We start from the raw sequence: 11,591 nt of genomic DNA on the forward strand, positions 1-11,591 counted from the left end.
GAGCCGGGCGGGAGGGTGCGGATCTCGTAAGTCACCTTCGCAGTAAAGACGGTGCGCGGGTGAGAGTGAAGCGCGGGCTCGCGGTACGGAACGTCCGTCACCGGGCTGGTCGTGCCGGCGGCGGCGCGGGCGGCCCACCGGCCGCCCCGGTCGCGGCGCCGCCGCGGCGGATACGGGTGGCCAGCCACAGGTCGAAGCGGTCGTCGGGGTCGTCGAGGCGGCGGCCGGTGAGGTCCATGGCCCGGTCCAGGCGGTTGCGCACGGTGTGCCGGTGGACGCCCAACCGCCGGCTGGTGGCGTCCCAGGCGCCGCCGGACTCCAGCCAGGCGGCCAGCGTGGTGATCAACTCCTCGCCGTGGTCCGCCAGGTCGAGCGGGCCGAGCACGGCGTCGGCGTAGCCGTGCAGCGTACGGGGGTCGCCGAGGCCGAGCAGCAGCCGGCTGGCGGGGCTCTGCCGGGCCTCGGCCGGCTCCCCGCCGGACCGGCTGACGGCGAGCAGACCGGTCGCCTGACGCACCGACACCCGCACCGCTTCGGGGGCGGTGGCCGGGCCGATGCCGGCCGGGCAGCCGGGGGCGAAGCGGGCGAGCACATCGCGGATGTCCAGGTCCTCGCCGACCACCGCCTCGATGAGCCCGCCGGGCGTGCCGCCCGGTGCCGTGGGCGTGACCCGCACCAGGCCACCGGGCATCGCCAGCGCCAGATCGGCGGCCACCTCCTGCGCAGCGGCGTCCTCGGCGCCGCCGTCCCCGGCCCCCGGCTCCACCACCACGCCGCGCACCCGCTCGGCCGTCAGCCCCGCCGCGAGCAGCAGGTCCCGGGCTCGGTCGGCCGTCGGGTCCTCCTCGGCCAGCAGCTCGGAGAGCAGCGCCGACCTGCGGCGGCGCTCCGGCTCATCGCGCAGGTGGCGGCGCTCCAGTTCGAGGGAGAGCAGGGAGACCAGGCCGGGGACGACCGATCGGGCGGCGTCGTCCACCCGGCCGGTGAGCAGCAGCAGGCCGCGCAGCCGACGGGCGCCCAGCGGCTGGACCTCCAGCTGCTGCCCGCCGGCCGCACTGGACGCGCTGCCGCGCAGCCCGCGCGCCGCCACCCGGTCGATCAGGTCCCGCGCCTGCGCCAGCGGCGTCCGCGGCTCCGGCCCGCCCGCGGCGAGCAGCCGGCCCAGCGGGTCCAGCACCGCGGCGCCCACGCCGGTAGCGGCCGTCCACTCCGCCAGCATCGGCCGCAGACCGTCCGCCGCAGCGGCCGCGGTCAGCCGGCGCTGGGTGGCGAAGGCCCGGTGCAGCGCCGCGCGCTGTTCACCGGCCCGGGCGTCGAAGACCGCCTTGGTGACGGCGATGAACGGCACCTCGTCGGGCACCGTCAGCAGCGGCAGCCCCGCCTCCTCGGCCGCTGCCACCAGGGGCCGCGGCGCCTCCTGGTACGGCAGCCCCTGCCCCAACCCCAGCGCCAGACACGCCGCGCCGCCCTCGGCGACGTCCCGGACGTACGCCCGGCAGCCGGCCCGCTCCCTCGGCAGCAACAGGCCGATGGTCATCAGCAGTTCGCCGCCCTGCAGCCACTTGCCCGGCGTCAGCAGGTCCGAGACGGTCGCCGCCTCGATCGTGCGGGCCAGCAGCGGCGGCGGCACGTCGTAGGCGACCGACAGACCGAGGTCGGAGCGGGCCAGCAGATCGGAGAGGCGCAGCGGCATGGACATAGTGTCCATCACAAGGGCGGGGGATGGACGGTCGGGCGAGGCCGGACGGCGGTGTGCGGCAGGTGCGGTGGGGTGCTGCCGGGTGCGGGCGCGCCCGCCAGACCACCGGACGGTCCTCAGGGGCCCAGCACCACCACCGACTCCGGTGGCAGCCGCAGTACGCCGTCCGCACCGGGCAGCCGGGCCTCCGGCCAGCCCGCCAGCACCTGGAGCGCCGGCCCCGCCGTCCCCGCCGGCCCGTCCGCGACCGGGACGGCCGCCGTCGACCGCCCGAGGTTAACCGCCACCCGCACCGGTCCACGGCGCAGCAGCAGCCAGCGGGCGTCCTCGTCGAAGGCCACCTCGGTGTGGCGGGGGTCCGGGTCGGTCAGCGCCGGCAGCTCATGGCGGAGCGTCAGCAGCGTGCGGTGCCAGGCCAGCAGCGAGGTGTGCGGTTCGAGGACCGGCTCGCTCCAGTCCAGCACACAGCGGTCCCGGGTGGCCGGGTCCTGCGGGTCGGGCCACTCGGCGCTCTCGCCCGCCCAGTCGTGCGCGGCGAACTCGCGCCGCCGGCCGGCCCGTACCGCCTCCGCCAGCTCCGGGTCCGTGTGGTCGGTGAAGTACTGCCAGGGCGTGGTCGCCGCCCACTCCTCGCCCATGAAGAGCATCGGGGTGAACGGGGCGCACAGCACCAGCGCGGCGGCGCAGGCGAGCAGCCCGGCGGGCAGGTGCGCGGCGAGCCGGTCGCCGAGCGCCCGGTTGCCGACCTGGTCGTGCGTCTGGGCGTAGGCCAGCAGCCGGTACGCGGGCGTGGTGTGCAGGTCGAGCGGTGCGCCGTGCGCCCGCCCGCGGAAGGTGGAGAAGGTGCCGTCGTGGAAGAACCCGCCGGTCAGCGTCTTGGCGAGGGCGGCCAGCGGGGCCTGTGCGAAGTCGGCGTAGTAGCCCTGGGATTCACCGGTCAGCGCGGTGTGCAGGGCGTGGTGGAAGTCGTCGTTCCACTGGGCGTGCAGGCCCTGGCCGCCGCGCTCCCGGGGCAGGGTGGTGCGCGGGTCGTTGAGGTCGGACTCCGCGATCAGGAACAGCCGCCGGCCCAGCCGGGCGGACAGCCCGTCCACCGCGGCGGAGAGCTTGGCGAGGAAGTGCGGCGAACGGTCGTCGTGCAGCGCGTGCACCGCGTCCAGCCGCAGCCCGTCGAGCCGGTAGTCGCGCAGCCAGGCCAGCGCGCTGCCGATGAAGTAGCCGCGCACCTCGTCCGAGCCCGGGGCGTCGAGGTTGACCGCGGCGCCCCACGGCGTGCGGTGGGTGTCGGTGAAGTACGGCCCGAACGCCGGCAGCGGGTTGCCGGACGGGCCGAGGTGGTTGTGCACCACGTCGAGGACCACCCCCAGCCCCAGGCCGTGCGCCGCGTCCACGAACCGCTTGAGGCCTTCCGGCCCGCCGTACGGCTCGTGCACGGCCCAGGGGGCGATCCCGTCGTAGCCCCACCCATGGGTGCCGGGGAACGGGCAGACCGGCATCAGCTCGACATGGGTGATGCCCAGGTCGACGAGGTGGCGCAGCCGGCCGGCCGCGGCGTCGAAGGTGCCCTCCGGGGTGTAGGTGCCGAGGTGCAGCTCGTAGAGGACCGCGCCGGGCAGCGGCCGGCCCGCCCACGGGTGCCGCCAGCCGAACCGGTCGTGCTCGACGACCGCGGCGGGCCCGCCGGGGCCGTCCGGCAACCGGGCCGCCCGCGGATCGGGCAGCGGCGGACCGCCGTCGAGCCGGAAGGCGTAGCGGTCGCCGTCGACGGCCGGGGCCTCGGCGCGCCACCAGCCGGCCCGTTCGTCGTCCCGCTCCATCGGAATCGGGGGCGCACCGGCACGGTCACCCGCCCACTGCAGGGCGACCTGTCCGGCGCGCGGCGCCCACACCTCGAACAGCACGGCCGTCCCCTTTCGTTCGCGGTCCCGTCGACCCAAGCATGCCCACGCCCCGCCCGACAGCCCGACGGGGCGACACGGGCCGACATCGCGCCATCGAGCCACCCGCGCTGGGCCGTTCCGCCGAGCCGCCGGCCTCCCCAACCGGCCCGAACCGGCCCCGGACCTGCATCGTCTGGACACCGGGTCGCGGTGGCCCGACAATCTCCGCATGACTTCGCTCGAGTTCCCCGCGCGCCCCGCGCGCCCGTCGGACGCGGACCGGGAACGCGCCCTCGATCTGCTGCGCGACGGTGCGGCGCAGGGACGGCTGTCCCAGGACACCTTCTCGCGCCGCCTGGAACTCGTACTCACCGCCCAAGCACACTCCGAACTCGATCTCGCCACCGCCGACTTGGAGAGCCGCGGCAAGGTACAGGGCCTGCTGCTGGGGCTGGTCGGCCGGGCGTCGGCGTTCCACCTGCGGGTGCGCCGCGCCTGGCGCATGGAGCGGCTGCCCAAGCTGCTGCTGCCGGAGCCGGGCCCGCTTCCCCTGCTGATAGGGCGCGCCCCCGGCACGGGCCTGCGCCTCAACCACGAGACGGTCTCCCGCGCTCATGCCGAACTCCGCAGTGCCGGCAAGGGATGGATGCTGCGCGACCTCGGCTCCACCAACGGCACCTGCGTCAACGGCCGTCGGGTGGTCGGCGAGGTCCCGGTCGGCCCCGGCGACCACATCACCTTCGGCAGCGTCGACTACGTCCTCACCGAGCGCTGAGCCGCCGGGCCGCCGTCCGGCACCGGCCGGTCGCCGGACGGAGCCGACATCCACACCCCCTCGCCGTGTGTCAGGCCCGGCAACATCTCCTCGGCCTCCCGCACCCGACGCGCCGCCAGGACCCCGCCGAGCAGCCAGGTCCGCCGTCCGCCGCTCGGCTCGGACAGCTCCGCGCCCAGCGCGGCGAGCCGGGCGGTCACCGGCGCCAGCGCGGTGAGCGGGACCTCGGCCTCGAAGGCGTGGTACGGCTCGTACACCCGCGTCCCGGCCCGTTCCAGGGCGCGCAGCAGTACGCCGGGCGTGACCGTCCGGAAGTGCCCGGCCGTGCTGAGCGGGCCGACGAAGCCGGAACGGACCAGCACCACCCGGCAGTCCGTGACCGCCAGGCCGCGCGGGCCGCGCCGCAGGGTCACCAGCGCGGTCTCCTCGATGGCCTGGTGGAAGCCGTGCGGCAGCGCGCCGAGCTCGGTCTCGTAGGTGAAGACCGGCCCGGAGCCGCGGGCGCCCGGCTCGACCCGTAGCCCGACGGTGGCCCACGGGCCGATGTGCCGGCGCCCGGCGATCTCGTAGCAGGCCTCGCCGACCCCGCGGGGCCGTTCCACGCAGAGCACGCGGGACGGCGCGAAGTCGGCCTCGATGCCGTACTCCTCGCGCAGGGTGGCCTCGACGATCTCCCTCTGCACCTCGCCGTGCAGCAGCACCGAGGTGCCGCCGTCCGGCGCGGGGCGGACCTGGAGCAGCGGGTCCTGGTCGGCGAGCGTCAGCAGCGCGGCGCGCAGCGCGGCGGCCTGTGCCGGGTGACGGGCCCCGACGAGGGTCTCCAGGGTGGGGGAGGCGAACAGGGCGGCGCCGTACGGGACCCTGCCGTACGGGACCCTGCCGTCCGTTGCCCTGCCGTCCGTTGCCGTGCCGTCCGCGGCCGCGACGCTCGCCACCCCGCCGTTCGCCACCCTGCCGTTCGCCACCTCGCCGTTCGCCACCCTGCCGTCCGCGATCTCGCCGTCCGCTGCCTCAAGGGGCGGGCCGATCCGGTCGCCCGTCCGGATGCCCGGGAAGCCGCGGAGCACCGCGATGTTGCCCGGGGTGAGGGGTGCGTCGTCGCCGGGCGGCCGGCCGATGACGTCGAGCGCGGTGATCCGGCCGGTCAGCTCCCGGCCGGCGCCGCCCGGCCCGCCAGGCCGGTGCAGCACCAGCCGCTGCCGGGGCCGCAACTCGCCCGCGTAGAGCCGGACATGGGCCGTCCGCTCGCCGTTCGGCGGCTGGTGCACGGCGAAGACCGTGCCCCGGGGGGCCTCGCCCGGGCCGTGCGGCGCCGGCGGGACCAGCCGGACCATGCCCTCCAGCAGCGCGTCGATGCCCTGCCCGGCGAGCGCCGAACCGAAGTACACCGGGTGCAGCGAACCGTCCGCCGTGCGGGCGGCCAGCGCCGCAGCCAGTTCCTCGGCGGTCGGCGGCGGCCCGTCCACCACCCGCGCCAGGACCGACTCGTCGACCTCCGCCACCGCCTCCGCGATCCGGTCGCGGACCTGCCCGTCGGCCAGGTCGTACGGCACGGAGCCGGCCTCGGCGGTGCCCAGGCCGGTCACCGAGGTCAGCGGGACGACGGCGGGCGCCAACAGCCGGCGGACGTCCGCGAGCAGCGGCTCGCCCCGGGCCCCGGCCCGGTCGATCTTGTTGATGAAGAGCAGGGTGGGCAGCCGCAGCCGCCGCAGGGTCTTCATCAGCACCCGCGTCCTGGCTTGGACGCCCTCCACCGCGGACAGCAGCAGCACGGCGCCGTCGAGCACCCCGAGGGCGCGCTCGACCTCGGCGATGAAGTCGGAGTGTCCCGGGGTGTCCAGGAGGTTGACCTGGACGTCGCCGACGGTGAATGAGGCGACGGCCGAACGGATGGTGATGCCGCGCTGCCGTTCCAGCGCGCCGGTGTCCGTGCAGGTGTCACCGGTGTCGACGCTGCCGAGCCGGCCGACGGCGCCGGTGTCGAACAGCAGCCGCTCGGTGAGGCTGGTCTTACCCGCGTCGACGTGGGCGAGAATCCCGATGTTCAGGGTGTGACGGAGGTGCATGCGTGGTCGATTCCTCGGAGAGTGACGTCCAGTAAGGGCGCTGGGTGGTTCCGAGGAATCCGCGCATTCCGTGCTCCTGAGGGTGGGGGCGTGCGTACGGCGCCATCGTGTGCGGACCCGTGCGGGGACGCAACCGAATTAACCGGGGCGGGGCCGGCCGGCGCACCTGGGCGTCAGTGCTGGTGCAGCCCCCGTCCCGCCAGCGTCAGGAAGGTCTCGCCCACCGCCTCCGAGAGCGTCGGGTGGGCGTGCAGGAGCCCGGCGACGTCCGAGGGCTCGGCGTCCCAGGCCACCACCAGCTGGCTCTCGGCGATCAGCTCCGAGACGTGCGGCCCGACCAGATGGACCCCCAGCACGGGCCCGCCGTCCGCTGTCGCCACGACCTTCACCACCCCGCCCTGCCCGTGCACCAGCCCCTTCGCCATCGCGGTCAGCGGCAGCGAGTTGACGACGACGTCCAGCCCCCGCGCCCGCGCCTCGGCCTCCGTCAGCCCGACCGCGGCGGTCTGCGGCGAGGAGAACGTCACCCGGGGCACGGTCGCATAGTCCACCGGCCGCGACGGGACCCCGGCCAGCACCTCGGCGACCAGCAGCCCCTCCGCGAACGAGGCGTGCGCCAGCCCGAGGGACGGCGGCGGCAGCAGATCGCCGACCACATGGATGCCGGGCACCGCGGTCTCCAGACGGGACCAGTCGGCCGGCACGACGAAGCCGCGGGCGTCGGTGGCCAGCCCCGCGGCGGCCAGGTCCAGCCCGTCGGTCACCGGGGCCCGCCCCACCGCGACCAACAGCCGCTCGGCCTGCACCACCGTCTCCGCGCCGCCGGACGAGCGGACCGTGGCACGCACCCCGGCGTCCCGCAGCTCGGCGCCGGTGAGCGTGGCGCCCGTACGGACGGTGATGCCACGCTTTTTCAGCCCGCGCGCCAGGTGGCGGCTGACGTCCGCGTCCTCCTGCGGGAGCAGCCGGCCGGCCGCCTCGACGAGCGTCACCTCGGCCCCCATGGAACGGTGGAACGAGGCGTACTCGACGCCGATCGCGCCGCCGCCCAACACCACCACGGACCGCGGGAGAGAGTCGGCGAACAGCGCATCGTCGCTGGTGACCACCCGGTTGCCGTCGGGGGCGAGCCCCGGCAGCAGGCGCGGTGTGGAGCCGGTGGCCAGCACGATCCCGCGCCGCGCGGTGAACCGTCCGGCCCCCTCGACGACGACCGTACGGGGGCCGGTGAGCCGGGCCGTGCCCCGGACGACCCGTACCCCGGCCGCCGCCAAGTGCCCGCTCACCCCCTGGTGGTTGCGGGCGACCAGCGCGTCGCGGGTGGCCACCAGCGCGGACCAGTCCACCGAGTCCAGGGTGGCCTTCACCCCCCACCGCTCCCGTGCCTCGGCGATCCCGTCGACCAGTTCGGCCGCGTGCAGCATGGCCTTGCTGGGGATGCAGCCGCGGTGCAGGCAGGTGCCGCCGATCAGGTCGCGTTCGGCGAGCACCACCCGCAGGCCGAGCGCGGCGGCGCGCAGGGCCGTGCTGTAGCCGCCGGTGCCGCCCCCGATGACGATCACGTCTGTCTCATCCATGCCGACAAGCCTCGTCCCACCTGCGGCGATGAGTCCAAGGCAATGTTTCTATGGAAGCCATGAGGACCGTGCATGGCGCACGGCGGGAGGGCGGGGGATGAGCCTTCGACAGATGGAGTACCTGGTCGCGGTGGTCGAGGAGGAGTCCTTCACCCGCGCCGCCGAGACGCTGCACGTCACTCAGTCCGCGCTCTCGCACCAGATCAAGGCGTTGGAACGGGAGACCGGCGGCCCGCTGCTGGAGCGGATGCCGCGCGGGGTGCGGCTGACCGCGAGGGGACGGGCCTACTTCCCGCACGCCGAACTCGCGGTCCGCAGCGCCCGGCAGGCTCGCCGCGCCGCGCTGGCCGCCGGCGATGCGCAGAGCGGCGAACTGCACCTCGCCGCGGTGCACGGCCAGGCCGTCGGGGTGCTGCCGCGGGTCTGTGCGCACTGGGCCCGTGCGCACCCGGGCGTCCGCCTGGTGCTCCACGAGTACGCCACCACCGAGGAGCTGCACGAGCAGATGGCGCGCGGGGTCGCCGACATGGCGCTCGGACCGCGCCCCGCGGACTGGCCCGGGCCGGTGACCGTCGTGGGCCAGGAGCGGATGGTGCTGGTCCTGCCGCCCGGCGACCCGCTCGCCGCCCGGGAGTCGGTACGGCTCGCGGAGCTGGCCGACCGGGCCTGGGTGCGCTGCAGCCTGGAGCCGGTGGTAGCGGGACGGCGCTGGCTGGACCTGGAGTGCGAGCGGGTGGGCTTCACCCCGCGCACCGCCGTCCGCACCCAGCACAGCTCCACCGCCGTCCGGATGGCGAGCGCGGGCGTCGGCGTGCTGCTGACCGCGGCCCATGAACTGACCGGACTGGACTGTGTGGCGGTGCCCACCGACCCGCCGTGGCGCCGGGAGATCACGGTCTTCTCCCGTGTCGAACTGACCGGCGCAGCGGCGGAGTTCACCGCGCTGCTGCGCACCGTGAACGGGCCGGACGGCGCCGGGGACCGCTGAGGCGGGTCATGCGGCGGCGAACAGCGCCACCGGGGCCTCCGCCAACAGCTCGCTCAACCCCACCAGTTCCCCGCCGGCCACCTCCCGCCCGGTCAGCAGCTCGCGCCAGGGGCCGCCCGGCGGGATCCGCAGCCGGGTGTCCCACCAGCCGCCGGTCTCCACCAGGCGCAGTGCCAGCCGGGTCACCACCGTCAGCACCCGCCCGCTCCGGCAGAACGCCACACAGTGCTCGGCCGCCGGCCCCTCGGCGTACACCGGCTCGTACGACGCCTCGGTGCCGAACCACTGCGGACGCTCCCGCCGCAGCCGCAGCGCCGTGGCGGTCAGCCGCAGCTTCTCGCCGGACAGGTCGCGCGGTGCGGCGCCGCCGTCCAACTCGGCGAGCAGCTCCGGACGGAACCGCGCCGGGCCGCGGTTGTCCGGGTCGACCAGCGCCGTGTGGGTCCGCTCGCTGCCCTGGTAGAGGTCCGGGACGCCCGGCATCGTGAGGTGCAGCAGCGCGGCGCCCAGCACGTTCGCCCGGAGGAACGGCGCCAGTTCGGCGTCCAGCGCGGCCAGCGGAGCGGCCGGCGGCCCGCAGGGCCCGCTCCGGACGAACTCCGCCACCGCCTCCTCGTACTCCGCGTTCGGCTCCGTCCAGGAGGTGCGCAGCCCGGCCTCCCGTACGGACTTCAAGACCGCGGCCGTCACCCGTTCCGCGGTGTCCCCGTCGGGCGCCGGGCCCAAGCCGAAGGCGGTCTGCCAGGCCAGCCAGGACACCGCCGGGTCCGGCGGGCCCGCGGCGTCCGCCCCCAGGGACCCGGCCCCGCACACCGCCGCATCGGCCATCCCGGCCAGGACGTCGCGCCAGCGGTCCGGGCACTCCGACAGCACTGCGATCCGCGCCCGCACATCGGCGCTGCGCTTGGTGTCGTGCGTGGAGAGCACCGTTCCGGTCGCCGGCCAGTCCCGCTGCATCCGCGCGCTGTATGCATGGAAGGCGTCCGGGCCGAGCGCCGGATCCCCGGGGTCGCCGCCGACCTCGCAGGCCGACAGCAGCATCGGGTACCGGTAGAAGGCGGTGTCCTCCACGGACTTGGCGTGCAGCGCGGAGGCGGTCTGCGCGAAACGCGCGGCGAAGTCCGCCCGGTCCACCCGGTCCGCCGCGTCGGCGCGGTCGGCGTCGGCGTCGCCTCGCGCGCCGTCTGGACCGTCATCCGGACCGTCGGTCGGGACGTCGCAGCCCGGGCCGCCCACGCCGTCCGGGGGCAGGCCGTCCGGGGGCAGGCCGAGCGCCAGGGCGTGCACCAGATCCACCGCCCCCGCCTCCTCCGGCACCCGGAACGCACCGCGCGCCCGCACCGCGGCCCTGCCCAGCATCGCCGCGTCCGGCACCGCCCGCGCGGCATCGGCGGCGTAGGGCCGGTAGACCGGCAGCCGCACCAGCAGCTCCCGGACAGCCTGCCGCAGCGCCCAGGGCGCGTGGTCGCCCGGCCGGGGAGCGCGCGCGCTGATCCGCGCCGCGGTGCGCACCAGCCGCTCCACCTCCGCGGCCAGATCGTGCGTGACCACTTCGTACGAGGCCCGGCGCACCGTCTCCTCCCAGTCGCCGCCCTCGTCGGCGAGTGGGGTGACGAAGTCCCGGTAGTGCGAGAACAGCCGCCCGGAACCCTGGGGGCAGACGAACAGCCCGTCGATGTGCCGCAGTGCGTCATAGCCGGTCGTCCCGGCGCACGCCCAGCTCTCGGGCAGCCGCTCCGGGCCGGTGAGGATCTTCTCGACGACGGTCCAGCGGCCGCCGGTGCCCTCGTGCAGCCGGGCCAGATAGCCGGCGGGGTCCACCAGCCCGTCCGGGTGGTCGATGCGCAGCCCGTCGATGACGCCCTCACGGACCAGCCGCAGCACCGTGGCATGGGTCGCCTCGAAGACCTCGGGGTCCTCGACGCGCACCGCGATCAGCTCCGAAATGGTGAAGAACCGGCGGTAGTTCAGTTCGCTGCGGGCCAGCCGCCACCACGCCAGGCGGTACCACTGGGACTCCAGCAGGCGTGGCAGCGGCAGCTCCTCGGTGCCGGGGCGCAGCGGGAAGACCTGGTCGTGGTAGCGGAGCACGCCGTCCCCGGCCTCGATGCGCAGCTGCGGCAGCTCGTCGCCGAGCCGGCCCCCGAGCACCGGCAGCAGCAGCCGTCCGCCGTGCCCGCCGTCCCAGTCGATGTCGAACCACCGCGCGTACGGGGATGCCGGGCCGTGCCGCAGCACCTCCCACAGCGGCCCGTTGAGCGTCACCGGCGCGGGCACCGCCATATGGTTCGGCACCAGGTCGACGACCAGGCCGAGGCCGTGCGCACGGGCCGTCGCCGCCAGCGCCCGCAGCCCCTCCTCACCGCCCAGCTCGGCCCGTACCGCCGTGTGGTCGAGGACGTCATAGCCGTGCGTGGAGCCCGGGACCGCCTCCAGCACCGGCGAGAGGTGCAGGTGGGAGACGCCCAGCGCGGCCAGATGGGGGACCGCCCGCTCGGCGGCGGCGAACGGGAAGTCCGGCTGGAGCTGCAGCCGGTAGGTGGCGGTCGGCGACGGACTCGATGGCTGCGTCATGGGAACACCCGTACCCCGCCCGGGGCCCGTTG

At 75.8% G+C, this 11,591-nt stretch carries 7 protein-coding genes; 2 read left to right on the forward strand and 5 right to left on the reverse strand.

Annotated elements, in window-relative coordinates; all coding sequences use genetic code 11:
• Window positions 1–97: 97 nt before the first annotated feature.
• Window positions 98–1,693, reverse strand: a complete 1,596-nt coding sequence (locus tag AB0G84_RS26655; RefSeq protein WP_361325733.1) for a PucR family transcriptional regulator — start codon at window positions 1,691–1,693, stop codon at window positions 98–100.
• 122 nt (window positions 1,694–1,815) lie between these two features.
• Window positions 1,816–3,600, reverse strand: coding sequence for a malto-oligosyltrehalose trehalohydrolase (treZ, locus tag AB0G84_RS26660; protein ID WP_361325736.1), 1,785 nt, complete (start codon window positions 3,598–3,600; stop codon window positions 1,816–1,818).
• A gap of 208 nt (window positions 3,601–3,808) precedes the next feature.
• Between treZ and AB0G84_RS26665 the strand changes: the two genes are divergently transcribed.
• On the forward strand, window positions 3,809–4,354 hold the full coding sequence (locus AB0G84_RS26665; protein ID WP_361325739.1) for a DUF1707 and FHA domain-containing protein: 546 nt from the start codon (window positions 3,809–3,811) through the stop codon (window positions 4,352–4,354).
• On the opposite strand, the gene AB0G84_RS26670 is transcribed toward AB0G84_RS26665, so the two are convergent.
• Together AB0G84_RS26670 and lpdA are read right to left on the reverse strand one after the other, a co-directional pair.
• Window positions 4,333–6,420 carry a GTP-binding protein gene (locus tag AB0G84_RS26670; RefSeq protein ID WP_361325742.1) on the reverse strand — a complete coding sequence of 696 codons (2,088 nt, stop codon included), beginning with the start codon at window positions 6,418–6,420 and terminating at the stop codon, window positions 4,333–4,335. The two genes, AB0G84_RS26665 and AB0G84_RS26670, sit on opposite strands and share 22 nt — an antisense overlap.
• A 173-nt stretch (window positions 6,421–6,593) precedes the next feature.
• Window positions 6,594–7,997, reverse strand: coding sequence for a dihydrolipoyl dehydrogenase (gene lpdA, locus AB0G84_RS26675; RefSeq protein ID WP_361325745.1), 1,404 nt, complete (start codon window positions 7,995–7,997; stop codon window positions 6,594–6,596).
• Window positions 7,998–8,094: 97 nt separating this feature from the next.
• Between lpdA and AB0G84_RS26680 the strand changes: the two genes are divergently transcribed.
• Window positions 8,095–8,985, forward strand: coding sequence for a LysR family transcriptional regulator (locus AB0G84_RS26680; RefSeq protein ID WP_361325748.1), 891 nt, complete (start codon window positions 8,095–8,097; stop codon window positions 8,983–8,985).
• Window positions 8,986–8,991: 6 nt separating this feature from the next.
• Here the strand turns inward: AB0G84_RS26680 and treY are convergent, their stop codons facing one another.
• Window positions 8,992–11,559 carry a malto-oligosyltrehalose synthase gene (gene treY / locus AB0G84_RS26685; protein ID WP_361325751.1) on the reverse strand — a complete coding sequence of 856 codons (2,568 nt, stop codon included), beginning with the start codon at window positions 11,557–11,559 and terminating at the stop codon, window positions 8,992–8,994.
• Window positions 11,560–11,591 lie beyond the last annotated feature (32 nt).

The sequence above is a fragment of the Streptomyces sp. NPDC020742 genome, assembly GCF_040641675.1.
GTDB lineage: Bacteria > Actinomycetota > Actinomycetes > Streptomycetales > Streptomycetaceae > Streptomyces.

Coding starts and splice junctions, on each gene's coding strand:
- AB0G84_RS26655 (WP_361325733.1), bottom strand. CDS start 1,693: ATGCCGCTGCGCCTCTCCGATCTGCTGGCCCGCTCCGACCTCGGTCTG.
- AB0G84_RS26665 (WP_361325739.1), top strand. CDS start 3,809: ATGACTTCGCTCGAGTTCCCCGCGCGCCCCGCGCGCCCGTCGGACGCG.
- AB0G84_RS26670 (WP_361325742.1), bottom strand. CDS start 6,420: ATGCACCTCCGTCACACCCTGAACATCGGGATTCTCGCCCACGTCGAC.
- lpdA (WP_361325745.1), bottom strand. CDS start 7,997: ATGGATGAGACAGACGTGATCGTCATCGGGGGCGGCACCGGCGGCTAC.
- AB0G84_RS26680 (WP_361325748.1), top strand. CDS start 8,095: ATGAGCCTTCGACAGATGGAGTACCTGGTCGCGGTGGTCGAGGAGGAG.
- treY (WP_361325751.1), bottom strand. CDS start 11,559: ATGACGCAGCCATCGAGTCCGTCGCCGACCGCCACCTACCGGCTGCAG.